Raw genomic sequence first — 25065 nt, 5'->3', positions numbered from 1 at the left:
GTGCGGCCCGCCTCCGGCAACGCTACGGGCGGGCTCCGTACGGCGGCAATGTCGCCTAACATGCAGAATCCGACATCAGGCATCAGGCACCGGGCATCAGGCACCGGGCACCGGGCACCGGGCACCGGGCATCAGGCACCAGGCACCAGGCACCAGGCACCGGGCCTTCGGCCTCCGGGGAGGGACCGTACTCATGGCGACCGCACAGCGGCTGATCGTCATCGTCCTGTTCGAGGGCGTCGACCTGCTGGACGTCACCGGACCGCCGGAGGTGTTCTCGCTGGTCCGGCGGGAGAGCGGCGACGACGCGACCGGCTACCGGGTGGTGCTGGCCGCCGGGACCACCGATCCGGTCACCACCGCCGCCGGCGTGCGGATCCTGCCCGACCTCACCTTCGAACAGGCCGCCGCCGCGGGCGGCATCGACACCCTGCTGGTCCCCGGGGCCGTGGAGCCGGACGGCGGCGGGCGGGTCCGGGCGGTGACCGACCCGGTCGTGGTCGGGCACGTCCGCACGCTGGCCGCCCGGGCCCGCCGGGTCGCCTCGGTCTGCGTGGGCGCCCACCTGCTGGCGGCCGCCGGACTGCTGGACGGCAAGCGGGCCACCACCCACTGGTCGACGGCGGGCCAACTCGCCGCCGAGTACCCGGAGATCGAGGTCGACGCCGACCCGATCTTCATCCGCGCGGGCGAGGTCTGGACCGGGGCCGGCATCAGCGCCTGCCTGGACCTCTCACTCGCCCTGGTCGCCGAGGACTTCGGCGAGGAACTCGCCCTGCGGGTCGCCCGGCAGCTGGTGATGTACCTCAAACGACCCAGCGGCCAGAGCCAGTTCAGCGTCCCGCTGGAACCCGTCTCGACCACCCGGCGGATCGAGGAGCTGCGCCACCACATCCTGCGCAACCTCTCCGGCCGGCTCACCGTGCCGGAGCTGGCCGCCCACGCGCACGTCAGCGAACGGCAGTTGGTACGGATCTTCAAGACCGAGCTGGGCACCACGCCGAGCGCCTACGTCGAGTCGGCCCGGGTCGAACTCGCCCGCCACCGGCTGGAGTCGGGCGACGACACCCTCGAACGCATCGCCGCCGCCTGCGGGTTCGGCACCACCGACACCCTGGTGCGGGCGTTCCGGCGCCGGCTGGACACCACGCCCACGGACTACCGGCAGCGCTTCCGCACGGTCACGGGCGCACGCCCGGCGGCGGCCCCGGCACAGTCCCCGACGCAGTCCCCGACGCAGGCCCCGGCGCGGAGCGGTGCAGCGGCAGACGCACCGTGAAGACCGTCCGGCCGGGTCGGCTCGACGCCTCGACGGTGCCGCCGTGCGCCCGGACCACGGCCCGGACGATGGCCAGCCCGAGCCCGGTCGAACCGGTGGCGCGGGAGCGGGCCCGGTCGCCGCGGACGAAGCGCTCGAAGACCCGCTCCAGCAGCTCCGGCGGGATCCCGGGCCCCTCGTCGACGACGCTCAACTCCACCTGATCACCGGCGGGTTCGAGGCGCAGCTCGACCGCCGTACCGGCCGGGGTGTGACTCCGGGCGTTGGCCAGCAGGTTGGCCGTCACCTGGCTCAGCCGGTGCTCGTCCCCGGGCACCAGCACCGGTTCCTCGGGCAGCACCAGGCGCCAGCGGTGCTCGGGACCGGCCGCCCGGGCGTCGGCCACCGCGTTGAGCGCGATCCGGGTGAGGTCCACCTCCTGCTCGGCCAGTGGGCGGCCGGCGTCCAGCCGGGCCAGCAGCAGCAGGTCCTCGACGATCGTGCCCATCCGCAGCGCCTCGGCGTCGATCCGCTCCAGCGAGTGCCGCACCTCGGCGGGCACCTCCCCCGGGTGCCGCAGCGCCAGTTCGGCGTGGCCGCGCACGGCCGCCACCGGGGTGCGCAGTTCGTGGCTGGCGTCGGCGGCGAAGCCGCGCAGCCGTTCCTCCACCGCGTGCCGACGGGCCAGGGCGTCCCCGACGTGACCGAGCATCCGGTTGAGCGCCGCGCCGACCCGGCCGACCTCGGTGCGCGGATCGTCGTCCGGCACCCGCTCGGCGAGCAGCACCTCGCCGCTGGCGAGCGGCAGCGCGCTCACCCGCTCGGCCGTCCCCACCACCCGGCGCAGCGGGCGCAGCGACCAGCCGACCCAGACCGCCCCGGCGGCACCGGCCGCGCTGACGGCGATCGCGAAGACGGTCAGTTCGAGCGTCTCCAGCCGCTGGACGGTGTCCTCGGCCGGGTGCAGCGGCAGCCCGCTGACCAGGACGTCGCCGTCCATCCCGGCCACCGCCCGGACCCGGTAGCGGCCCAGCGAGCCGCCCAGGTCCAGGGTGCGGGCCGGGCCGCCGACCGGCAGGGCGGCCAGCGCGCGCTGGCGGTCGGGCCCGAAGGTGACCCGGTCGTCCTCGTCGTCGGGGCTGTTGACGTCGTCGGCGTCGCCGTCCACCACCCCGGCCGCGGTGACCCGCCCGTTCAGCAGCCGTACGCCGACGGTGCCCGGGGTCTGGGCCCGGGTGTCCGGGCCGGCGCCGGAGCCGGCGTGCTCCAGGCTGGCGGCGTAGCGGCCGCCGGCCTCGGCGAGCTGCTGGTCGAGCCGGTCGACCAGGAAGTGGCGCAGGGCGGCGGCGGTGGCGAGGCCGACGGCGGCGCAGGTGACCACCAGCAGCACCAGCAGACCGGCGATCAGCCGGGCGCGCAGGGTGCGGGGCAGGAGCTTCCGGAGGAGCCCGACCGTACGCCTCACTGCCCGGCCTTGATCAGGTAGCCCGCGCCGCGGACGGTGTGGATCATCGGGCTGCGGCCGGCGTCCAGCTTCTTGCGCAGGTAGCTGATGTACAGCTCCACGATGTGGGCCTGCCCGCCGAAGTCGTACGACCAGACCGCGTCCAGGATCTGCGCCTTGCTGAGCACCTGCCGGGGGTGGCGCATCAGGTGGGCGAGCAGCGCGTACTCGGTCGGGCTGAGCTCGATGGTCTCGCCGCCCCGGGTCACCTCGCGGGCCCGGTCGTCCAGGACGAGGTCACCGAGCACCAGGGCGTGCGCGGGCGGGCCGGTCGGGGCGGTCGGCGGGGCGGCGCGGCGCAGCAGCCCGCGCAGCCGCACCACCACCTCGGCCAGGCTGAACGGCTTGGTCACGTAGTCGTCGCCGCCCGCCGCGATGCCCGCGATCCGCTCCTCCACGGCGTCCCGGGCGGTCAGGAACAGCACCCGCACCTCGGGCCGGGCGGCGTGGACCCGGCGCAGCACCTCCAGGCCGTCGAGGTCGGGCAGCATCATGTCGAGCACCACGGCGTGCGGGCGCCAGGTCACCGCCGCCTCGACGGCCGCCAGGCCGCTGGTCGCGCCGCGGGCCTGCCAGCCCTCGTAGCGGACGGCGCCGCAGACCACCTCGACCAGGTCCGGCTCGTCGTCGACGACCAGGACCCGCCAGTCCGGGCGGTCGGCGGTGTCGTCCATGGTGCTCCCTGCGGTTCGGCGGCGGACGGTGATCGTTCCGGGCGGTCGACGGCGTTCATTGTGGCCCGCCGCGATGAGAAACCCGTGAGATCGCCAAACGTGGTTCGTATACCGGTACATCGCCACTGACCTGCGGCGATGATGCCCTCACGGGGACCGTGCGCGGGCTTCCTCAGAGGTGACTCAGAGCTTGCGGTGCCATCGTGGGCCGCCTCGGCGGGGCGGTGCCGCCGCCGGGAGCGAAGGAGGATCCGCGATGAGCACAGCCACCGTACCGAAGTCCCGGCCGGCGTCGGCCGGCCCGCGCCACCGGGCCGCCCTGCGCCCGCCGCTCGCGCTGCCGCCGGGCGCGGCCCTCGGCCTGATCGCCGCGGGCGCGCTCGGCGTGCTCGGGCTGTGGTGGACGGACACCGCCTCGGTGGTCGGCGCGGCCGGCTGGCTGACCAGCGCCGGGCGGATCACCGGCCTGCTCGCCGGGTACGCCGCGCCGGTCCTGCTCCTGCTGATGGCCCGGCTGCCGCCGGTGGAGCGCGGGGTCGGCGCCGACCGGCTGGCCCGCTGGCACGCCTACGGCGGCCGCTGGCTGGTCGCCCTGGTCACGGTGCACCTGCTGACCGTGATCTGGGGCTACGCGCTCACCGACGGACGCGGACTCGTCGGCGAGGGCGTGGAGATCGTCTTCCACTACCCCGACATGCTCAAGGGCGCCGCGGGCACCCTGCTGATGCTCGGCACCGGACTGGTATCCGCCCGGGCCGCCCGCCGCCGGCTCTCCCACGAGACCTGGTACTACCTGCACCTGGCCACCTACCTCGCGGTGGCCCTCGCCTTCGGCCACCAGCTGACCACCGGCGCCGATCTCGGCGGCGGCCCGGGCCGGGCCGGCTGGTACGCGCTCTACTTCGGCACGGCCGCGCTGCTCGGCTGGTTCCGGCTGCTGCGGCCCTGGCTGCTCGACCGGCGGCACCGGCTGCGGGTCGCCGAGGTCCGGCCGGAGGGCCCCGGCGTGGTGTCGCTGTTCCTGTCCGGCCGACGGCTGGACGAACTGCGCGCCGAGCCCGGCCAGTTCTTCCGTCTCCAGTTCCAGGCCCCCGGGCTGCGCTGGGCCGCCAACCCGTACTCGCTGTCCGCGCCGCCGCGCCCGGACTTCCTCCGGTTCACCGTCAAGGACCTCGGCGGCCACAGCGCGGCCGTGGCCGGACTGCGGCCGGGCACCAAGGTGCGGGCCGAGGGCCCGTACGGGGCGTTCACCGGACGGCAGCAGCGGCAGCGCCGGGTGCTGCTGCTCGGGGTCGGGGTGGGGATCACCCCGCTGCGGGCACTGTTCGAGACCCTGCCGGGCGACGTCACCCTGGTGCAGCGGGCCCGGCGCGCGGAGGACGTGCTGTTCCGGGCGGAGCTGGCGGACATCGCCCGGCGGCGCGGCGCGGCGGTGCACGAGCTGCTCGGCCCGCGGGAGCGGGTCGGGGACCTCGGCGCGGCGCTCGCCCGGCTGGTACCGGGCCTGGCGGAGCACGAGGTGTACCTGTGCGGGCCGGAGGCGGTGACCGAGGAGGCGGTGCGCGCGCTGCGGGCGGCCGGGGTGCGGCCGGGGCGCATCCACCACGAGTCCTTCGCCTTCTGAGCCCGCTGCTTCCGTCCTGTTTTCCCCTGTCCCCGTACCGGAGGAGTTGTCCCGCCATGCGTCGAGCCGTCGTCACCAGTGCCGCCACCGCTGCCGGGGTGGTGCTGCTGCTCTCCCTGAAACCGCACCAGGCGACCGGGTCCGCGCCGGTGATCAGTTCGGGGGCGGGGGCGGGCTCCGGAGCCGGTGCGGCCGGTGCTTCCGACACCACTCCCGCGCCGTCCGGGTCCGCCTCCCCCGGCTCTGCCCCCGGGTCCACCGGCGGCAGCGGCGGCGGGGCCACCCGCAAGATCAGCGGGGACACCGTGAACACCCGGTACGGCCCGGTGCAGGTGCAGGTCACCCTCGCCGGCAGCCGGCTCACCGCCGTCGACGTGGTCAAGTACCCCACCCAGGACCGCCGGGACCGCGAGATCAACGCCGACGCCCTGCCGACCCTCAACCAGGAGGCGATCTCCGCGCAGAACGCCCAGATCGACGCCGTCAGCGGCGCCACCTACACCAGCGACGGCTACATCCGCTCGCTGCAGAGCGCCCTCGACCGGGCGAAGGGCTGAGCCGGGCCGTGCTGCGCCACGCCGAGCCCGTGATGGGCACCGTCTTCTCGATCGCGGTCCGCGACCCCGGACCGGACACCCCCGCGGCGCTGCGCCGGATCGCCGAACGGCTGCACCGGATCGACGCGGTGTTCTCCACCTACCGGCCGGACAGCGAGATCAGCCGACTCGACCGGGGCGAACTCGCCCTCGCCGACTGCGATCCCGAGGTCCGTACGGTGCTCGACGCCTGCCGCGAAGTAGCCGCCGAGACCGACGGCTACTTCACCGAGCGCCCCGGCGGCCGGCTCGACCCCAGCGGCTGGGTCAAGGGCTGGGCCGTCGAGGAGGCGGCCCGGCTGCTGCACGCCGCCGGCACCCGGCAGTTCTGCGTCAACGGCGGCGGCGACGTGCAGACCGCCGGCGGCCCCTGGCGGATCGGCATCGCCCACCCCGGACAGCCGGACCGGCTCTCCGCCGTACTGGCCGGGCACGGCCTCGCGGTGGCCACCTCCGGCACCGCCGAGCGCGGCGCCCACATCCTCGACCCGCACACCGGCCGGACCGCGCACGGCCTCGCCTCGCTCACCCTGGTCGCCGCCCCGGGCACCGGCATCGCCCGCACCGACGCCTGGGCGACCGCCGCCTTCGCGATGGGCCCGGACCGCGCGCTCGCCTGGGCGGCCCGGCGGCCCGGGGTGGAGGCGCTCGCCGTACTGCCGGACGGGTCGAAGCGCTGGACCTCCGGGCTGCCCGGGCACCTCCCGCCCTCCGGGCCCGCCGACTGGCAACCCACCGTGGCGAGTTGACGCCTCCCGCCAACTTCGGCGCCGACGGACCGAGTTCACCTCATCGGGTGAACACGACGATCATGTCCCGCCCGTCCCGGCGTCCTGGGTCGATAGTGGGGACCGATCGGGCACGGACCGCCCGGTCCCCACCGCACCCTTCCGAGGAGACGCCGCACCGTGGCCCCTTTCACTTTCGCCGAACGCATCGTCGTACCCCGCACCGCGCCCCTCGCCGGGCCCCTCGCCGCGCCCGCCGTCGACCGGCGGTCGGGTGCCCGGCCGGTGACCGCCCGGCCGGGGCCGGCCACGTGACCGCGTCCGACCGCCGCACGGCACCGGTCGACGGCCCTACCACACCGGTAGACGCCCCCGCCGCGCCGATCGACGGCGACACCCCACCGGTTGACGGCCGCACGGCGCTGGTCGTCGTCGACCTGCAGAACGACTTCTGCGCCGGACCGGTGGCCGCCGCCCGCTACCCCGCCGACCCGACCCGGCTCGCCACCGTCGCCGCGACCACCGCCCGCGCCGTCGACACCGCCCGGGCGCACGGCACCGAAGTGGTGTTCGTCCGCTTCCTCGGCGATCCGGCCCACCAGGGCGCGAGTTGGCGCCACCGGGACGCCACCCTCCGCAAGCGCCCCAAGTGCCCCACCGGCAGCTGGGGCGCCGAGTTCCACGCCGTGACCCCGAAGGCCGACGAGGCGGTGTTCACCAAGTACGCCTGCTTCGACGCCTTCCTGAGCGAGGGCTTCGAACAGCACCTGGTCGACGGCGGCGTCCACCACCTCGCCATGGCGGGCGTGTTCGCCGACGTGTGCGTGGACAGCACCGCGCGCACCGGCTTCCAGAAGGGCTTCCACATCACGGTGCTCGCCGACTGCACCGCCGCACTTCACCTCCCGGACGAGGCGGTCCTCGGCTTCATGCGGCGGGTCTACGGCGCCCGCGTCACCACCCACGACCAGCCGGCCGTCTGGACCCGGCCGCCCGGACATCCCGTCCCCGACCACCAGGAGCGCGCATGACCGTCGAACTGACCGTCGAACTGACCGAGAACCCCGGCGTGTCCGGCACACCCGGCGCGGCCGCTGGCGTGGAGCCCGCCGCCCTGCTGGTCGCCGCCGCCCGGGCGCTGGAGACCCACCGCCCCGACGCCCTCACCCGGGACCCGTACGCCGAGCAGCTGGTCCGCGCCGCCCCCGCCGCCGCACACTGGCCACACCACCCCCGGGACGTCCCCGACGGCGAGGCCGACCCGCTGTGGGGGCGACTCGCCCGCTACTTCGCCCTGCAGACCCGGGCCTTCGACGACCAGCTGCTGCGGGCCGCCCAACTCGGCGCCCGGCAAATCGTGCTGCTCGGCGCCGGCCTGGACACCCGGGGGTACCGGCTGGACCTGCCGGACGACTGCACCGTCTACGAGCTCGACCGGCCCGAACTCCTGGCGTTCAAACAGTGCGTCCTGGACGGGACCGACGCCCGCCCGACGGCCCGCCGCCGCACCGTCGGCACCGACCTGCGCACCGTCGGCACCGACCTGCGCGCCGTCGGGACGGACCCGCGCGCCGACTGGGCCCAGCCGCTGACCGACGCCGGGTTCCGCCCCGACCTGCCGACCGCCTGGCTCGCCGAAGGCCTGCTGCTGCGGCTGCCCGGCGCGGCCGAAAGCGGCGTCCTCGCCGTCGTCGACCGGCTCAGCGCCCCCGGCTCCACGCTCGCCTACGAGACCCGGCCGGGCGGCGGGGCCACCCCCGACCCGACCGGCCTCGACCCGACGGCGTGCCCCGACCCCGGACCCCGCCCCGACAGCCCCGCCGACCTCACCGCGCGCGGCTGGTCCACCACCCTCCACACTCCCTACGAGTTCACCCGCCACTACGGCCGCGGCCCGCTCCCCGTACCGGACGACGCCCTCGCCGGGCACCGCTGGGCCTTCGCCGTACGGTCCTGAACCGGCCGTTCCACCGGCCGTTCCACCGTCCGCTCCGGCCGTCCGTCCCGGCGCGCGTCAACGATGCGTATCGCGCCGCAATCCCGGTATATGCGTTGCGCCAACAGTTCAAAATCCCGGCATCTTCTCCGCGTACCGTCGATCCGGCACCCGCTCGGGGGCCCAGGTACGGAGGAGAGACGCATCATGCACACCGCTGCCATCCACACCGCTGCCGTCCAGGCCGCCGGCGACCTGCTGCGTGACGGCTACGCCCGGATCACGCTCCGGGACGGCGAGGAGCGACTCCTGCACCGGGTGCTCGGCGAGAGCCGGGTGTTCTTCGGGCGCACGGTGGAGGAGAAGTCCCGGTACGCCACCGCGGACTTCAACTTCGGCTACCGCCCGCTCGGCCGGGAGTTCTCGATCAGCGCCGACCGCCCCGACCTCAACGACTGCTTCACCCTCTGGCACGACCGCCTCGACCTGATCCCGAACGCGGCCGAGATCCCGGACCTCACCGACGCCATGCTCGCCTGGCGCGGCCACCTGGCGGGCCTGGTCGCCGACACCGTCGGCGAGGTGGCCGCCCGGCTCGGCGGCCGGAAGGCCCCGACCTTCGAGACCGCCTCCTACCTCCAGCTCAACAACTACGCCGCCACCGGCTCCGACCGCGACCTGCTCCAGGACAAGCACGAGGACGGTCACATGGTCACCGTCATCCACGCCACCGCCCCCGGGCTGGAGCTGTTCCTCGACGGCGACCCCCGCCCGGTCGTCACCGGCCCCGACGAGGTCATCCTGATGCCCGGCTCGGTCCTCACCGACCTCACCGGCGGCCGCGTCCCCGCCCTCTACCACCAGGTCCGCAACCTGCGCCTGCCCGAGCGCACCGCACTGATGTACTTCGTCAACCCCGACCTCGCCGAACCGGTCCACGCCTGGACGGAGGAGCCGGGTACGGAGCGCGTCGACCTGCGGGAGCGGATCCGCAACAACCCGGGCATGTTCGGCCTCCCGATGGTCCCGGCGCTCTGAAGCCCGGCGGGATCACCGTCGTCAGAAGTCCGACGGGACGGACCAGCGGCCCGCATGCTCGAACCGCTCACAGCCGTCGTGCTCGAACCGCACCGTCCCGTCGAACGCCGACGCCCCGTTCGCGCAGGCGCCGTAGTCCAGGCCCATGGTGCCGGCCAGCGGGAACCAGTGGCGGCAGAAGCCGCACTGCTCGGCGTACCACTCGTCGTCGTCCGGCCCCCCGCGATGACGGCGGGCGATCCACCGCTCGTGGATCGCATCCAGCTCGGGCGGGTGCTCGGCGGCATGCGTCGTAGCCTCCTCCTCGTCCCCCGGGGTCATCGCCACACCGACCCGGTGAAGCCGAACGGGCGGTGGACGTCCCAGAGTTCGCACCGCCGGTCCCGGCCGGTCACCCGCCCGAGCAGGGACGGGACGGCGGGGTCGGCGGCCGCGGCCTCGACCACTGCGAAGGTCTGCGCGGTGACCTCCCCCGGTGTATCGGGCCACATGATCGGTGGGCGTCCGGCGTCCCCGAACTCCTCCTCCAGGACCGGCACGGCCTCCGCCGGGAACGCCGTGAAGGCGTAGAGGCAGTGGTCGACGCTCTCCGGGTCGTAGTGCGTGGCCAGCGTACGGAAATACCACCAGTCGCCCCAGCTGGTCGCCAGCTGGGCGACGCCCTCACGGGCGCCGTCGTACCAGTCCACGATCGCAACGATCCGCAGGAGCGGGCTCTCTCCGGTCACGGTCCTCAACCCCTTCGGCCGGTGGGTGGTCGGGGTCAGTGTTCCGGACCGCTTCCCGGCCGTCATCCGAATTCCCTGCGGCACGGACCGGTTCCCGCCCCCACGACGGGGGCGGGAACCGGTCGTTCAGAACCTGATGATCCGCAGGCCGCCGTCGGCGGTGGCGTAGAAGGTGTGGCCGTCCGGACCGATCGCCAGGTCCGACAGGGCGTTGAGGCCCTTGACACCCTCACCGGGGGCGACGGTGTTGGTCGAGGTGTCGATCGAGAAGATCGAGTCCGTCCCGGCCACGTACAGCCGGGTACCGTCCGCACTCACCGACGGGCCCCGCAGGAGCTGCCCGGGGGCGATGTCCATGGTCGCGCTGACGGTGTCGCCGGCGAGGTCCACGGCGTAGCCCTTGCCGGTGGCGGTCACGCCGTACAGCCGGCTCTCGTCGGCGGACAGCGCCAAGTGGTTGAAGCTGCCGCCGACGGCGACGGTGGCCACCACGGCCGGGGTGGCCGCGCTGGTGTCCAGGTGGACCACGCCCGCGTCGGTGCTGACGTACGCATCCTCGCCGTCCGACCGCACGACGACCGACCCCGTGTAGCGGCCGGGCACCGGCACGGTGGCGGTGTACGCCAGCTGACCCGTGTCGAACCGCAGGACGCGGGCGCCCTCCAGGACCGGACGGTTGGGCGGCTCGGGCCCGCCCTGGCTGACGTAGACCCGTGAACCGTCCCCAGTGACCGCCAGGGAGCCGAGGGCCCCCTGGTAGCTGCCCGCCGAGCCGGGCTGGACCGGGGTGGGCACGGTGGCGATCACGGTGTCGGTGGCCGTGTCGATGACGCCCAGCATGTTCGGTGGCGACTTCTGGACACTCGCGTACAGCACGTAGACCCGGGTGCCGTCCGGGCTGATGGCCACCGGCCCACCCGAGGCGTCGAACCTGGAGCTCAACGTCAGATCGGCGGTGACCGCCCCGCTCCGGGTGTCGACCACCCTCAGCTTGGCACCGCCGTCCACCTGCTTGTCCTTGACCGAGACGTACGCCTTGCGCCCGTCCGGACTGACCGCCACCGAGACCGGGGTCGAGTGCAGCGCGACGGTCTGCGGGACACCGGCCACCGGACCGTCGTCCCCGTCCGCCGTCCGCGCGGCGGCGGTGCCGGCCCCGGCGATCAGCAGGGCCCCCGCCGTGACCAGGGCGCCTAACCAACGAGCTTTTGACACCAGTGAGTTCATCCGGTCCCTCCCCTTGGTGCACCGCGACTCCCCGCGGTGGAGGGCACACGCTACGCGAGGAGGTGGTTGGTCAGTACGCGGTTCCCGGACATCCTTCAGGCGGGCTGCGACCCCCTCCGGGCCGGCAGCCAGCCGGTCTGGACCAGGGTTCCGGACGGGTGGTCGGGGGTGACGTGGAATCCCCGGCCCGGGGGGAGGGGACGGGGGGTCACCAGGCCGAGCAGGGGGCCCTCCTCCTCGTTGCCGGAGAGCACCACGCCGTGCGGCCCCAGCTCGCGGGCCGCCTGGAGGAAGGGCGAGGCGGGAGCGGCCCGGCCCGCGGCCTCGGTGGTGCAGGCGATGATGACGCGCAGGCCGATGTCCCGGGCCCGCGGGAGGAGCGCGGCGAGGGATCTGAGCGGGTCCTCCTCCCGGGTGGCGGACAGGTGGAAGTCGTCCACCACGAGGACGATCCGCTTGTGCCGCTGCCAATCGCCCGGTGCGCGGCCGTCGGCGGCGACGCGCAGGATCCGGGCCAGGGCGGTCAAGGCGGAGAAGTCCGAGGCGTAGTGCACGAGGTACTCGGGCGGCACCTCGTCGAGGAAGGTGCCACGGAAGTCCGCCACCAGGAAACCCACTTCGTCCGAGCTGTGACGGTCGGTGAGCTGCTTGACCAGCAGCCGGAGCAGCGTGGTCCGCCCGGCACCGTCCTCGCCGAAGACGACGAACAGCGGGTCGGCGTCGAAGTCGACGAACACCGGGGACTGTTGGACGGTGTCGAGCCCGATTGCCACCCCCTGCGGCGCGGTGCCGCGCGGCAGGCGGCCGGCGTCGACGACGGCGAGCGTGGCGGGGCCGCCCGGCGGCACGATGAGCGCCTCCGCCCGGCCGGGGCTGCGGAGTTCAGGGTCGTCTGTTTGGATCATCTCGTACAGTCTCGCGACCATCGGACCGGGCTCGATGCCGAGGTCATTTCGCAACAACTGCTGAAACCACGTATACGCGAACATCGCCTGAACTCGCTTCCCACACCGATAGAAAGCCAGCATCAGTAGCGCGCGCGGCCTCTCACGTAGTGGATATTCGGCGGCGAACAGGTCGAGCTCTTCCAGGATTTCCTCGTGCCTCCCCAAGGCCAAGCCGGTGGCATACAGGTCCTCGGTGGCCGCCATCCGCCGCTCGGTCAACCGGGCGCGCTCCCAGGAGGCGTAGGGTCCGGGAACGCCGTGAAATGCGGGGCCGCCCCAGAGGTCGAGTGCGGACCGCAGCAGCCGGTGCGCCACGCTAAGATCTTCGCCCTGCTCCGCCGACGCGGCCGCCGCGAGGCACTCCTCGAACACGGCGACGTCGACCGACCCCGGGGCAACCGTCAATCGGTAGCTGTCGCTCGCCGAGTAGGGTGCCCCGGCCGCATCCTGCACGTAAATGAGGTCGCCGATGACACTCAGCAGCTCGGCCAGATGAGCGTGCACCACCGCGACAGCCTCGCGCGGCGGTTGGTCACCCCAGATCGCCTCGATCAGACGTGTGACAGAAACCGCCTCCGGGGCGTGCAACACGAGGGCGACCAGGAGCGCCTGCCGCACCGGCGAGTCAACGGGCCCTGCTCCCTCGCCGCGCCCGACGCGCAGGGGGCCGAGCAGCAAGTAGCGCAGGCCGGAGGATTCGGGTGTGGTCGACAGCACAGGTTCGGCCAACTCCTGGGCGCGCTCGTGCAGTTCGACGAGGCGACGCCGTTCGTTCTCCGCCAACGGCCCGGGCAGGTCGGCCAGCGGGGTGCCCCGCCAGAGTGCCAGGGCCTCTCCGGCGTGCCGTCGGGCCGCGTCCGGGTCGTCGGCCGACACGGCCGCCTCGGCGCGCTCCAGGGCCTGTTCGAAGAGCACCACGTCGATCTGCTCGGAGGCGACGTTCAGCACCCAGGTGTGGCCGTCCGCCAGCTGCTCCAGCACCTCGTGGGAGTCCCGGGGCGGGTTGAGCACGCCCTGCAACTCGCTGACGTGCAGCCACATCCGGTCCAGCTCCTGGACGGACGCGGCCTGCCGCTCCCGGACCGCCTCGATCAGCACCTCGACCCGGACCGGGCGGCGGCGGTACTTCAGCAGCGCGGCGAGCACCGCCGCCCGTTCCGGGGACCCGATCGCCACCGGCTCCTCGCCGCACCGGACCCGCACCTCTCCGAGCAGCTCGAACGTCAGCGGGGGCGGCGGCGTGCGGTCGGGTTCCCGCAGGGCGCCCGAGGCGGCGATCCGGCGGGCGACCTCGGCGGCGGAGGAGGGCCGTCGGCGCGGGTCCGGGTGCAGCAGTTCGAGGGCGAGCCCTTGCAACGGCTCCGGGACACCGGTCTGCTGGAGGAGGTTGCCGAGGGCGTAGAGGTCGTCGGCCGGGTCCGCCGCACCGCCTCCGCCGAGGTCGATCCCGAAGTCGCAGAGGGCCGGGCTGCCGTCCGGGCGGAGCAGGACGTTGGCCGGTTCGATCCTGCCGTGGGCGATGCCGTGGGTGTGCAGGTACTCCAGCGCCTCGGCCACGCCGTGGGCGATGGACGCCGCCTCGTTCGGGGGCAACGCGCCTGCCTCAAGGACGGTCCTCAGGTCGGGGCCGTCGATGAACTCAAGGACCAGATAGAGGCGTTCCGCGTCGAGGCCAGCCGTTCGACACGCGGCGATGCCTCGGTGTTCGAGCTCGGCGAGCCTGTCGGCCTGTTCCAGGAATACGCCCATGTCCAGGAGATCGGCCAGGCGTTGCTGGTCTAAGGTCTTCACCGCGACGGTCGAGCCGTCCCATTCGTCCCGGGCCCGCCAGATCTCGCTCTGCCGCCCCTGGGCGATCCGCTGGACGAGGCGAAACCGGTCGGCGAGCAGCGGCCGTTCGACCACGCGCCGCTGGTCACCGCGCCAACGGCCCTCGAACTCCCAGATGTGGACGTGGGTGTCCCGGTCGCCGATCGACGCGATCACGCAGCGGTCCTGGTCGCCGGTGATCCCGACGATGGTCCGGGCCCGGGCGGGGTCGACCACGGCGGCGGGGAAGGACTCGACGGTCGAGGGGTCGTCGGGCCGCCAGCGGTGCAGGCGTCCGGTCGGGTCGACGCCGACCAGCCGCGACCGGCCGCCCGGCCCCGGCAGCGCCGTGAGGGCCCAGGCCCGGTGGCCGCCGCTGAGGCCCGGCAGTTCGAGGGGCTCGTCGCTGCTCCACGGGTTCCACAGGTGCATCCGGCCGTCGCCGTCCGCCGTCCAGAGGTACTGGGTGCCGTCGGCGTGGGTGAACGGCGCCATCGCCACCGGGGGTTCGGGGCGGCCGTGCCGGCTGGACACGAAGGAGCCGTCCCGGGCGTCCCAGAAGACGAAGCCGCCGTCCGGCTCCGCCGTGCACAGGACCGACGGCCGGTCGCTGATCTCGGCCATGGCGACGACCCCCGGGCCGGTGGCCCCGAGGGACAGCGAGGGCTCCTCCAGCTGTCCGGTCGTCACGTCGAGGTAGCGCAGCAGGCCGTCCGCCCCGTAGACGGCGAGGTAGCCGGAGCCGAGACCGTAGGCGTTCGGCACGGTCGCCATCGCCAGTGCCGGGCTGGGCAGCCGGAAGCTCCGGACGTTGGAGTAGGAGTCCCCCGAGCTGCCGGGCCCGACCAGGACGGCCAGTTTCTCGTCCAGGTGCCAGGTCGCGAGTTCGTCCGGGCGTCGGGGCATCCGGTCCAGCAGGTACTGGAACTCCTGGGCGTGCTCGATCCGTTGGTACGCGTCGCCGAGCCGGTGCCGGATCTCCTCGCGCAGTTCGGCCTCGGTGAGGAAGCCGAGGGTGATGACGGTGGCGTCGTCACCGAGCCGGTCCATCACCTCACCCGACTCGGTGGTGACGATCAGGCAGCCGGTCCGACTGTCGGCCAGTTCGAGGAGTTCCGGGTGCCAGGTCTCCTCGCCGGAGCGCAGGCCGGAGGCCAGGCCGTCGATGACGATCAGCCACTCGGGGTGGTGGCCGAGCAGATCGGTCAACGGTGCCGGGTGCTCGGGCTGTTGGGCGCTCCGGCTGAGGGCCGCCCGGAGCCGCCCGAACCCGTCCTCGACGGCGCGGGCGGTGCGCGCCTCGATCCAGTGGACGAAGGAGTGCCGGCCGCCGTGGCGCTGGACGTACTCCTGGACGAAGCGCCGGCGCCCCATGCCCAGGGAGGCGTCGACGACGACCAGTTGCCGCGGGGGTTCGGCGTTGCGGAGCCAGGCCGGGTCGCAGGCCAGGGTGAGCCGGTCGAACTCCTCCCGCCGCCCGATCATCCGGGGCGGGTCCGGCGGGCTGACGATCGGCGGCGGGGGTGTCAGCAGCTCCCGGCGGACCGTCGGCCGGCCGAGCAGTCCGGTGAAGTTCCTTGCGATCGCCACGTGTTGGCCGCCGGCCCCGGCGAGCACCGCCGCCGCGACCTCGGCGAAGGGCAGGCTGCGCTCCGGCAGCCGGTGCCGCCCCTCGCCCGCGCTCGCGGCCAGCGCGCGGAAGTCGAGCGTCCCGCCGAAGGTGGCCGCGACCCGCCCCGAGACCTTGGCGAGCACGTGGTCCAGGACCCGCACCGACTCGGTCCGGGTCAACTCCCCCAGCAGTTCCGCCCGGACGCCGTCGACGAAGTCGTACACCACCTCATCCGGGTCGGCGTCCTTCGTCCGCACCTCGATCAGCCCGGACAGGAAGAGCTCCGCCAGCTCGCGCTGGCCCGATTCCGGCACGGTCGCCCGCTGGACCAGCCGCATCACGGGCAGGCTGAGCGGCGCCGCCGCCAGGTGACAGGCGAGCCGGTACGCGGTCGGGGAGCTGCCGGCCCGGAAGGCGGCGACCCGGTCGGCGGGCGGGCGCGGCTCGGTGGTCCGGGCGCGCGGGCGTTGCGGGCGCGGCACGCCGCTGAGCGGGGCGGCGAGCATCGGGGTCCAGCCGGTGGTGCGGCCGGCCGTGAGGTCGGCCCAGGGGGCGAGCCAGTCGGCGTCGATCTCCAGTACCGGCAGCCACCGCACCGCCGCCCGGGCGGCCGCGCCCGCGTGGCCGCGCGGGATTCCGGGCAGGGCGGTGTCGGTGCGCAGCACCGGGACGGGCCGGCCGTGGGTGGCGGGCCGGGCCTCGACCGGGGCGGGGCGCAGGGCGGTGCGGTGCCAGAGGCGGCGGGGCAGCACCTGGAGGGCGGCGGCCGGTCCGGTGGCGGCGGTGCGGGCCAGGAAGGGCACCAACTCCGGGCCGTACCAGGCCGGTCCGACGCCGTCGGTGAGGACGAACAGGATGCGGCGCCCGTGCGGGTCGGCCAGCGGACGGGACCAGGCCGACGGGCGGGACCAGGTGCGGTCGGCGGCGGCGGGCGGCGGCGCGGTGCTGCCGCGGCGGCGGAACGGGGTGAGGTGGGGGGTCTCCCCGTCGGTGCCGAGGGACCAGGTGCGCACCTCCTCGAAGGCGCCGTGGCGTTCCAGCAGGGTGGCGAGCTCCCCGGCGAGGTCGTGCCAGACGGCCATGGTGGCGCCGGTGTCGACCAGCAGGTCGACCGAGTGGAGCGGCCGGTCGCGCTGCCAGACCGGCAGCAGCACCCCGGCCTCGGCGGTGGCGGCGGCGGTGGCCTCCTCGTCGAGGTGCAACGGCCGGACGCCGCCCGGGCGTTGGGTCAGCGGGTGGCGCAGCGGGCGCAGCGCGCGGGCGATCGCCAGCGCGCCGGGCAGGGCGGTGGGCCGGGTCACCTGGACGACCTCGGCGCCACGGGGGAGGCGTTGCGTCGCGTCGGACGCGGTGGGGTCGGCGAGGGCGGAACGGGGGTGGAGTTCGACCTTGGGGGCGGGCGGTTCCGGGGTGTCGGGTCCTGGCGGCCCGGTCGGCGGGTCCTGGCGGCCCGGTTCGGTGCCGGTCCGGTCGGGGGCGTCGGGCCGGGGCGCGCCGGGTCGGTCGGGTGCCCGGCCGGTACCGTCGCCGTCGGCGGCGGGTTCGGTGTCGGTGTCGGTGTCGGAGCTGTCGGGCAGGGGGGCGAGGCCGGCCAGCCGGGAGATCCACAGCACGTCGGCGAGGTCCTGCGGGTGCGGGTGCTCGCCCTCAGGGGCGACCAGCGCGGCCAGCGCCCGGCGCAGCACCGACCAGGCCGGGGTCTCCCGGCCCGTGGCGGAGTCCCCCATGGGCCCTGTACCGAACTCGTCCACCGGCCGCCGCCTCAGCTCTCGTTGAGCGGCCGCAGCAGGACGTCCTGGATGACGTCCCGCCCCGGTCCGCTGCCCCACAGCCCGCGCTCGGCCATGAGCAGGGCGTTGAGCAGTTGGTCGTTGGCCAGGTCGGCGCCGTCCTCGCGCTGGCGGCGCAGGAACTCGGTGATCAGCGCGGCCCGTTGGGCACCGTCGGCGGAGTGGTCGGCGCCCAGGTGGGCGGCGACCATGGCGGCCAGCCGCTCCTCGGTGGGCGGCTGGATCTCCAGCCGGACGCAGCGGCGCAGCAGCGCCGAGGGGAACTCCCGTTCGCCGTTGCTGGTGAGGACGACCAGCGGGAAGTGGGCGCAGCGCACGTGCCCGCCGCGGACGATCGCCCGCCGGCCCGGGTCGGCGGTGGCGACCTCCTGCGGTACCGGGCCGAGGCGTTGGAGCTCGGGGATCTCGAACTCGCCCTCCTCGAAGACGTTCAGGAGGTCGTTGGGCAGGTCGATGTCGCTCTTGTCGATCTCGTCGATCAGCACGACGCGGGGGGTGCGCCAGGGCAGCAGCGCCGTGCCGAGCGGGCCGAGGCGCAGGAACTGGCCGATGGCGGGCGGCTGGTGGTCCGGGGCGGCGTGCTGGTCCGGCCGGTGGTCGTTCGGGTCCTGGTGGCCCGGGGCGTGGTGCGGCGCGCGCAGGCCCGCCTCGTGGAGGCGGCCGATGGCGTCGTAGGTGTAGAGGCCGTCGCGCAGGGTGGAGCGGCTGCTGATCGGCCAGCGCAGCACCGGGCCGAGGCCCAGTTCGTGGGCGACGGCGTAGGCCAGGGTGGACTTGCCGACGCCGGGCTTGCCGGTGATCAGCAGCGGGCGGCGCAGGTGGAGGGCCAGGTTGACGAGGTGGATCTCGCGGTCGTCGGCCTGGTAGGCGGTGGCCTGGCGGGTGCGGCCGAGCCGGCGGGCCGTCGGTCCGCCGGCGTCGTCGGCCGGGGGCGGCGGCAGTTCCTCCGCGTGCTCCACCCAGTCGCCGAAGGACCGCCAGGCGGGGGCGGGCGGCAGCGCGGCGATGCCGTCGTGGGGCACGCCGGTGCCCCGGTAGATCCACCAGTTCTCGGCCATCGTTACCGCCTGCTCCTCGTCACCACGGTCGTCGGAAACCATCGCTTCTCCCCAGCATCCCCGGCATCCCCCGGCTCACAGCATCCCCTCGGCCCGCACCGGGCTCCGGCCCGGGGCCGTCCCCGGTTCACGTCGTCCCCGGTTCACACCATCCCCGGAAAGCCGGCGTCCTGATCCGGATCCACGCAGTTCGGATCGTCCCAGAGCAGTGTGATGCCGTCCTGCGCCTCGGCCGCCCGGGTCACCTTGCGGTGCCGGTGGACGGCCTCCGGCAGCTGGGCCAGGGAGCGCGGGCGGTCCCGGCGCAGGGCGTCGACCATGTCGGTCGGGGCGCCCGGGGCCCGGCGCCAGAGCATCGCCGGGACGCCGTCGAAGACCATCGCGTCGAGCACGGCGGTGCGCACCCGGGGGTCGAGTTCGTCGTACGGGGTGTCGAGGCCCAGGCAGGCCAGGGTGGGCCGGCCGTCGAGCCAGCCGGGCAGGTCGGCGGCCCGTTCGGGGTGCAGGGGCGGCCAGCCGATCCGGTCGACGGCCTCGCAGTCCATCGCCTCGGTGAACAGGTGCTCCCAGCGCTCGTACCAGGCGTCGGTGTGCAGCCACGGGTTGGCGTAGCGGTCCAGGGAGCGGACCACGACCGGGTGCAGCAGTCCGAGCCGGTGGCCGCCGGGGGTCGGGGACCACAGTTCGGCGCTGTGCCCGAGCAACGCCTTGGGCAGCAGGAACTCGATCCGCACCGGGCTGCGCTTGCTCCGGGCCATCTCGGTGAACAGCGCCTGCCAGCCGGCCAGTCGGGCGCTGCCCTCGGCGACGAGGTCCTCCCTGGCGAGGGAGTCGGTGGTGACCAGGTCGTTGAGGCGCTCGATCGAGCCGCCGGCCAGCGGCTGGCGGTAGTAGGACGCCCGGAGGTGGTAGCGGCCGGCCTCGATGTGCTCGGGGGTCTCCGGGTCCAGCCGGATCTGCACGATGAGCCGGCCGGCGGGTTCCGCCGGGGGCGCCGGCCGGGCGACCCCGATGCCGCTCAACAGGGTTGCGAGTCCGCCGAGTTGCGGGTGCTGCCGGGAGAGTTCCGGGTCGTGGGCCAGGCTGTCCAGGAAGGCCAGCGCGTAGCCCGCGTCGGGGCCGCCGAAGTGGTCCAGCAGCCGGCCGAGGATCTCCGGCAGGGTGGTCCGCTCGTCGATCCGCTGCCGGCCGGGGGCACGCGTGGGCACGTGGGCGAGCAGCCGGGGCGGGCCGGGCGGCGGGGTGACGGCGCGCAGCAGGACGACGATGCGCAGCAGCAGCTCGGTCGGCAGTCCGGTCTCGGCGGTCAGCGCCAGCACCGTCAACTCCAGCCAGGGCAGCGCGCCGTCGTACGGGTCGTGGGCGCGGAGCGCCTCGCCGAGCGAGCCGAGCACGGCCCGGGGGTCGCGGGCGCGGCGGATGCCCAGCAGGATCTCCCGGACGTGCTCGCGCGCGGTGTCGGCCTCCTTGACGTCCAGGTGGAACATCCGGGACGACGGGGAGCGGCCCATGGTCTCCAGCACGTCCTGCCGGAAGTCCTTCCGGGAGATGCCCCGGAAGTCGAACAGGATCTCGGCCAACAGGCCCTCGGCGGTCCCGGTGAGGAGCAGGGCCGCCGGCGGCCGGGCGCCGTACGCCGCTCCGCCCATCCCGCTACCTGCCCCCCGGACCACCGGGCAGCGACCCACCCGCCACCGGACCACCGGGCAGCGGCCCGCCGACGGCCCGTTCCACGAGCCCCCGGAGTTGCTCCAACCCGCCGTCGTACGGGGCGAGTTCCGCCAGCGCCGCGTACAGCACGCCCAACGCGGCCGACGGGTCGCGGTGGTACCGGCAGCGGCGCACCAGCCGGGACAGGTGGTCGCGGCGGTCGGAGCGCTCCTCGACCTCGAAGGAGTGCGGCAGGCCGAGGTGTTCGCCCATCCGCTCCAGCAGGTCGTACCGGCCGTCGGCCCGCGCGGTGTACGGGACGGACATCAGCGCGGCCACCAACTCGGCGTCGGTGGGCGGCGGTTCGGGCACCGCGACGGCAACCGCCGCCCCCAGGAAGGCGATCAGCGCCCCGAGCGGGACGTACCAGCCGCCCAGGTCCTGCTTGTACGAGCGGCTGCCCTTGAGCACGCCGTGCACCAGTCCGTCCGGTCCGGCCAGCATGCTGCCGCTGAAGCCGGGCTGCACATGGCCGGTGACGCCGATGAACTCGCCGGAGCTGCCGACCACACGCAGGGCGACCGTGTCGATGCTGGCCCCCGGCGTCGGGGTGGCCTCGGAGTAGCCGAGGGCGGTCAACCAACTGCCGGGCTCGGCCTCGACGCCCGCCAGCGGGGCCACCGGGTGGCCCGACCCGGCGGCGGCCGGGAGGTCGAGCAGCGCGAGGTCGGGAAAGGCCTCGAACGGGCCGGCGCCCGCGCTGTCGGGCTCGGCGCGGACGGCCCCGGGCACCACCGGGTAGGCGCTCGCCCCGTGCCGGACGACCAGTCCCTCGGCCGGGCCGCGCCGGTCCAGCACGACGTGCGCGCAGGTGACGGCCAGCCCGGGGGCGACCAGGAAGCCGCTGCCCCGGAAGCCGTCCACCGCCTCGATCCGCACGGCGCAGCGGTGCAGCGCCTCGGCGCGAGCCCGGTCGAGTTGCGGGCCGGTCACTCCGCTGCGGCGGGGGCGGCGGCCTCGGCGTTCGCGCGCTCGCGCCGCGCCGCGAGGTCCCAGGAGAGCTTGACGGTCAGCCCGGCCTCGCTCCCGGCCTCCGCGATGATGCCGAGCAACTGCCCGGACTTGACGGCCAGTTTGAGCCCGAACTCGACCTCGAAGGAGTCCGGTGCCCCGGACTCGCCCTGGGCGATGGTCTCCGCCGCCCAGCGCCCGATGCCCTGCACGGTGCCGCGCACCTGGTCCAGCGACAGCGCCACCGCCGACCCGACCTTGGCGGCCCGGTCGCGCAGGCCGACGTCACCGAAGCCGTCCTCGTCCCCGGCCACCGCGAAGCCCACCTCGCCGATCACCTCGGCCCGCACCGTGGTGCCGTCCCCCAGGTCGATCGTCTCCACCGTCACGTCCCCGGCCACGCCGCTCCCCTCCCGAACGTCCGAACCGCGCGCCACAATACCGCGACCCCCGCGCCACCCACCGTTACGGGGTAGGACACATCGGGACGGCGGAACCGGGCGGCGGGGCCTGAGTTGAGCGTTTCTGCGCAGAGGTTCTCCCGTCGGGCCGGGCCGGGGGCGGCAGTGTGCGGAAATCACCCGCTTCGATTGACATGAACCGCCCGAAGCAGCAAGCTGCTCTTTCGAAACTGCTCAGAACCAGCACTCTTCAAGCATCTTGGATCACCCGATCAAGCGCGCACGAAGGCGGTAACCGCAGTGGACAAACGTGTACTGGCCCTCGTCTCGGCGTGCGCGCTCGGGGCGCTCGCGCTCACCTCCTGCGGTAGCGGGGGCGGCAGCGGCGGGGCGGACGCCGACGGCAAGGTGACGCTCAAGCTGGTGGCCGCCGACTACGGCGACAAGGAGTCCAACAGCTCGAAGACCTACTGGAACGGGGTCGCCACCGCGTTCACGGCGGCCAACCCCGGCATCAAGGTGGACGTCCAGGTGGTGAACTGGAACGACATCGACCAGCAGGTCAAGACGATGATCCAGAGCGGCAACATGCCGGACGTGCTGCAGACCGGGGGCTACGCCGACAAGGTGGCCGACGACCTGCTGTACAAGGCGGAGGACGTGCTGTCGCCCGCCACCCGGGCGGACCTGATCGACAGCTTCGCCAAGGCCGGGCAGGTCAAGGGCGTGCAGTACGGCATCCCGTTCGTCTCCTCGGCCCGGGCGCTGTTCTACAACAAGACCCTGTTCCAGCAGGCGGGCATCTCCCAACCCCCGGCCAGCTGGGAGGAGTTGCGCAAGGACGCCGAACTGGTCAAGGCCAAGGTCCCCGGGGTGACGCCGTACGCGCTGCCGCTCGGGCCGGAGGAGGCCCAGGGCGAGAGCATGATCTGGGAGCTCGGCGACGGCGGCGGGCCGACCGGGCCGGACGGCGCCTACACCCTGAACAGCCAGCCGAACATCGACACCTTCCGCTGGCTCAAGTCGAACCTGGTCGACCCCGGGCTGACCTACGCCAACCCGGCCAGCACCGACCGCAAGACCGCGTTCGCCGACTTCGCGGCCGGCAAGGCGGCGATGCTCAACGGACACCCGTCGCTGATCCAGATGGCGCAGACCGGCAAGGTCGACTACGGGGTGGCGCCGATCCCCGGCCGGAACGGCCCGCTGACCTCCACCCTCGGGGTGGCGGACTGGATGATGGCGTTCAAGAAGAACGGCCACCAGGAGCAGATCAGGAAGTTCCTCGACTTCGCGTACTCCAAGGCCAACCAGCTGACCTTCGACGAGACGTACAACCTGATGCCGGTCACCAGGAGCGTGCTGGACGAACTCACCACCGGGGGCAAGCACAAGGACCTCGAACCGTTCTTCGCCCTGCTGCCGCACGCCGTGTTCTACCCGCTCGGCGACACCAGCTGGGACGCGGTGTCCGCGGAGATCAAGAAGTCGATCGGCGGCGCCGTGTCGGGCGACCCGGCCAAGGTGCTCGGCGATCTGCAGAAGAAGGCCCAGGACGCCGTCGCGAACAGGTGACGGGCCCGACCGGACTGCCGAAACCGGACCGGACTGCGACACCTGACCGATGGCCGGACTGCGACACCTGACCGGACTGCGGAACCGGACCGGACTGCGAAAGGCGACGCCGTGACCCTCAACTCCCCCGTGCGCAACGCCCGTCGGCCGGCCCGCCGGCTGGGCCCGCTGCCGTGGATCGCCCCGGCCGTACTGCTGATCCTGGCCGTGGTGCTGTGGCCGGTGTACGAGATGGTCCGCACCTCGTTCCTGCGGATCAGCACCAGCGGCTTCGTCCGCGGCTCGGCCGGGCTGGACAAGTACCGCAAGCTGTTCGGCGAGAGCGACCTCGGGCACGTGCTGCTCGCCACGGTGGTCTGGACGCTCGCCGTGGTCGGCCTGACCATGCTGCTCTCGCTCGCCCTGGCCCAGCTGTTCGACCAGCGGTTCCCGGGCCGCCGCTACGCCCGCTGGGCGCTGATCGCCCCCTGGGCGGCCTCCGTCCTGATGACCGCGATCGGCTTCCGCTGGATGCTGGACCGGACGGCGGGCGTGCTCAACACCCTGCTCACCGACCTCGGGCTGGTCGACGGCCCGCGGGACTGGCTCGGCGACCCGTCGACGGCCTGGCCGTGGATGGTGTTCGTCGCGGTGTTCGTCTCGCTCCCGTTCACCACCTACACCCTGCTGGCCGGCCTGCAGACCGTGCCCGCCGAGGTGTACGAGGCGGCCCGGGTGGACGGTGCCTCGGCCTGGCAGGCCTACCGGCGGATCACCCTGCCGCTGCTGCGCCCGGCCTTCCTGGTCGGCGTGGTGATCAACCTGATCAACGTCTTCAACTCCTTCCCGGTGATCTGGGGCATGACCCGGGGCGGCCCGGACAGCTCGACGGCCACCAGCACGGTGTTCATGTACCAGCTGAAGGCCACCGACATCGGGGAGTCCGCGGCGATGTCGGTGGTCAACTTCGCCCTCGTGGTGCTGATGGTGCTGGTCTTCCTCAAGGTCAGCCGCTGGAACGGGGAGGAGAGTTGACGATGCGCAGGACGCGGAGCCTGGCCCTCGCGGGGGCGGCCTGGCTGCTGGCGGCGGTCTTCCTGTTCCCCTACCTGGAGATGGTGGTCACCGCGCTGCGCCCGGCCGACGAGCTGCGCGACGCGACGTACCTGCCCCAGCACTTCGCCTGGTCCAACCTCATCGGCGTCTGGCAGGACTCGACCCTCGGCGCCAACCTGCGGGTCACCCTGCTGGTGGCCGGCGGCGCCACCGTGCTGGCGCTGCTGGTCGCACTGCCCGCCGCCTACTACACCGCCCGGTTCCGCTACCGGGGCCGGCGGCTGTTCCTGCTACTGGTCCTGGTCACCCAGATGTTCCAGCCGACCTCGCTGCTGGTGGGCCTGTACCGCGAGTTCTACCAGCTGGGCATGCTCAACTCGGTCTGGACGCTGATCCTCTGCAACGCCGCCTTCAACCTGGCCTTCGCGGTCTGGATCCTCACCGCGTACATCTCCTCGATCCCGGTGGAGCTGGAGGAGGCCGCCCTGCTCGACGGCCTCGGCCGGCTCGGGGTGCTGCGGCGGGTCGTGCTGCCGCTGGCCCTGCCGGGCGTGGTCACCGCGGTGATCTTCACCTTCATCTCGGCCTGGAACGAGTTCGTGATGGGCCTGACGCTGTCCACCGACCCGGGCAGCCAGCCGCTCACCGTCGGCATCAACAGCTTCATCGGCAACTACACCGTCCAGTGGAACTACCTGTTCGCCGGCTCGGTCGTCGCGATCGTGCCGGTCGTGGTGCTGTTCGCCCTGATCGAACGGCACGTGGTCTCCGGGCTGACCGCCGGATCGGTCAAGTAGCCGTCCGCACCGGCGGATCGAGCCCCGCACACACGCACACACGCACACAGCAGCAGATCGAGCCTTC

At 73.9% G+C, this 25065-nt stretch carries 21 protein-coding genes; 11 read left to right on the top strand and 10 right to left on the bottom strand.

Translation table 11 applies throughout. The features are described 5' to 3' along the window. The first annotated feature begins 193 nt into the window (after window positions 1–193). Window positions 194–1279 (top strand): GlxA family transcriptional regulator, encoded by a 1086-nt coding sequence (locus ABTZ03_RS32145; protein ID WP_350516657.1) that lies wholly within the window; start codon window positions 194–196, stop codon window positions 1277–1279. Here ABTZ03_RS32145 and ABTZ03_RS32140 read toward each other — a convergent pair. Together ABTZ03_RS32140 and ABTZ03_RS32135 are read right to left on the bottom strand one after the other, a co-directional pair. Then, complete coding sequence (locus tag ABTZ03_RS32140) at window positions 1182–2723, bottom strand: sensor histidine kinase (protein ID WP_350516656.1); 1542 nt, start codon at window positions 2721–2723, stop codon at window positions 1182–1184. The two genes, ABTZ03_RS32145 and ABTZ03_RS32140, sit on opposite strands and share 98 nt — an antisense overlap. Then, the gene (locus tag ABTZ03_RS32135; RefSeq protein ID WP_350516655.1) at window positions 2720–3436 is read right to left on the bottom strand and encodes a response regulator transcription factor; all 717 of its coding nucleotides are present in this window, start codon (window positions 3434–3436) and stop codon (window positions 2720–2722) included. The genes ABTZ03_RS32140 and ABTZ03_RS32135 overlap by 4 nt, the downstream gene beginning before the upstream one ends. Before the next feature lie 256 nt (window positions 3437–3692). Between ABTZ03_RS32135 and ABTZ03_RS32130 the strand changes: the two genes are divergently transcribed. The 7 genes from ABTZ03_RS32130 to ABTZ03_RS32100 all read left to right on the top strand — a co-directional run bounded on the left by ABTZ03_RS32130 (window position 3693) and on the right by ABTZ03_RS32100 (window position 9358). Further along, window positions 3693–5060, top strand: coding sequence for a ferredoxin reductase family protein (locus ABTZ03_RS32130; RefSeq protein ID WP_350516654.1), 1368 nt, complete (start codon window positions 3693–3695; stop codon window positions 5058–5060). 56 nt (window positions 5061–5116) lie between these two features. After that, window positions 5117–5617 carry an FMN-binding protein gene (locus tag ABTZ03_RS32125; RefSeq protein ID WP_350516653.1) on the top strand — a complete coding sequence of 167 codons (501 nt, stop codon included), beginning with the start codon at window positions 5117–5119 and terminating at the stop codon, window positions 5615–5617. Between the two features lie 32 nt (window positions 5618–5649). Then, window positions 5650–6405 carry an FAD:protein FMN transferase gene (locus ABTZ03_RS32120; protein ID WP_350516681.1) on the top strand — a complete coding sequence of 252 codons (756 nt, stop codon included), beginning with the start codon at window positions 5650–5652 and terminating at the stop codon, window positions 6403–6405. A 159-nt stretch (window positions 6406–6564) separates the two neighbouring features. Then, on the top strand, window positions 6565–6699 hold the full coding sequence (locus ABTZ03_RS32115) for a hypothetical protein (protein ID WP_350516652.1): 135 nt from the start codon (window positions 6565–6567) through the stop codon (window positions 6697–6699). 68 nt (window positions 6700–6767) lie between these two features. Then, window positions 6768–7415, top strand: a complete 648-nt coding sequence (locus ABTZ03_RS32110) for a cysteine hydrolase family protein (RefSeq protein WP_350516680.1) — start codon at window positions 6768–6770, stop codon at window positions 7413–7415. After that, entirely contained in the window at window positions 7412–8341 is a 930-nt protein-coding gene (locus ABTZ03_RS32105; protein WP_350516651.1) for an SAM-dependent methyltransferase, read from the top strand. Before ABTZ03_RS32110 ends, ABTZ03_RS32105 begins: the two co-directional genes overlap by 4 nt. 186 nt (window positions 8342–8527) lie before the next feature. Next, window positions 8528–9358: a 2OG-Fe(II) oxygenase family protein gene (locus tag ABTZ03_RS32100; RefSeq protein WP_350516650.1), complete on the top strand. Its 831-nt coding sequence runs from the start codon at window positions 8528–8530 to the stop codon at window positions 9356–9358. Window positions 9359–9379: 21 nt separating this feature from the next. Here ABTZ03_RS32100 and ABTZ03_RS32095 read toward each other — a convergent pair whose 3' ends face one another. From ABTZ03_RS32095 to ABTZ03_RS32060, 8 genes are all read right to left on the bottom strand, one after another. Next, complete coding sequence (locus ABTZ03_RS32095; RefSeq protein WP_350516649.1) at window positions 9380–9679, bottom strand: DUF3027 domain-containing protein; 300 nt, start codon at window positions 9677–9679, stop codon at window positions 9380–9382. After that, window positions 9676–10086: a hypothetical protein gene (locus ABTZ03_RS32090; RefSeq protein ID WP_350516648.1), complete on the bottom strand. Its 411-nt coding sequence runs from the start codon at window positions 10084–10086 to the stop codon at window positions 9676–9678. Before ABTZ03_RS32090 ends, ABTZ03_RS32095 begins: the two co-directional genes overlap by 4 nt. Window positions 10087–10212: 126 nt before the next feature. Continuing rightward, a complete protein-coding gene (locus tag ABTZ03_RS32085) occupies window positions 10213–11313 on the bottom strand; it encodes a YncE family protein (protein ID WP_350516647.1) in 1101 nt (366 codons plus the stop codon). Between the two features lie 95 nt (window positions 11314–11408). Then, window positions 11409–17408 carry an SAV_2336 N-terminal domain-related protein gene (locus tag ABTZ03_RS32080; RefSeq protein WP_350516646.1) on the bottom strand — a complete coding sequence of 2000 codons (6000 nt, stop codon included), beginning with the start codon at window positions 17406–17408 and terminating at the stop codon, window positions 11409–11411. Window positions 17409–17443: 35 nt separating this feature from the next. Continuing rightward, complete coding sequence (locus tag ABTZ03_RS32075) at window positions 17444–18571, bottom strand: AAA family ATPase (protein ID WP_350516645.1); 1128 nt, start codon at window positions 18569–18571, stop codon at window positions 17444–17446. 101 nt (window positions 18572–18672) lie between these two features. Further along, the gene (locus tag ABTZ03_RS32070; protein ID WP_350516644.1) at window positions 18673–20178 is read right to left on the bottom strand and encodes a VMAP-C domain-containing protein; all 1506 of its coding nucleotides are present in this window, start codon (window positions 20176–20178) and stop codon (window positions 18673–18675) included. A gap of 4 nt (window positions 20179–20182) precedes the next feature. Further along, window positions 20183–21172, bottom strand: a complete 990-nt coding sequence (locus tag ABTZ03_RS32065; RefSeq protein ID WP_350516643.1) for a trypsin-like peptidase domain-containing protein — start codon at window positions 21170–21172, stop codon at window positions 20183–20185. Beyond that, window positions 21169–21591 carry a CU044_2847 family protein gene (locus tag ABTZ03_RS32060; RefSeq protein WP_350516642.1) on the bottom strand — a complete coding sequence of 141 codons (423 nt, stop codon included), beginning with the start codon at window positions 21589–21591 and terminating at the stop codon, window positions 21169–21171. Before ABTZ03_RS32060 ends, ABTZ03_RS32065 begins: the two co-directional genes overlap by 4 nt. A gap of 300 nt (window positions 21592–21891) precedes the next feature. Here ABTZ03_RS32060 and ABTZ03_RS32055 point away from each other — a divergent pair, with 300 nt between their 5' ends. The 3 genes from ABTZ03_RS32055 (at window position 21892) to ABTZ03_RS32045 (ending at window position 24998) form a co-directional block, all read left to right on the top strand. Then, the gene (locus ABTZ03_RS32055) at window positions 21892–23166 is read left to right on the top strand and encodes an extracellular solute-binding protein (RefSeq protein ID WP_350516641.1); all 1275 of its coding nucleotides are present in this window, start codon (window positions 21892–21894) and stop codon (window positions 23164–23166) included. 111 nt (window positions 23167–23277) lie between these two features. After that, entirely contained in the window at window positions 23278–24180 is a 903-nt protein-coding gene (locus ABTZ03_RS32050; protein WP_350516640.1) for a carbohydrate ABC transporter permease, read from the top strand. A 2-nt stretch (window positions 24181–24182) separates the two neighbouring features. Then, the gene (locus tag ABTZ03_RS32045; RefSeq protein ID WP_350516639.1) at window positions 24183–24998 is read left to right on the top strand and encodes a carbohydrate ABC transporter permease; all 816 of its coding nucleotides are present in this window, start codon (window positions 24183–24185) and stop codon (window positions 24996–24998) included. The last annotated feature ends 67 nt before the right edge of the window (window positions 24999–25065 follow it).

The sequence above is a fragment of the Kitasatospora sp. NPDC096077 genome (assembly GCF_040303245.1).
Classification (GTDB): domain Bacteria; phylum Actinomycetota; class Actinomycetes; order Streptomycetales; family Streptomycetaceae; genus Kitasatospora.
Note: the sequence above shows the minus strand (reverse complement) of the source record. Positions and strands in the feature narration are given on the sequence as shown.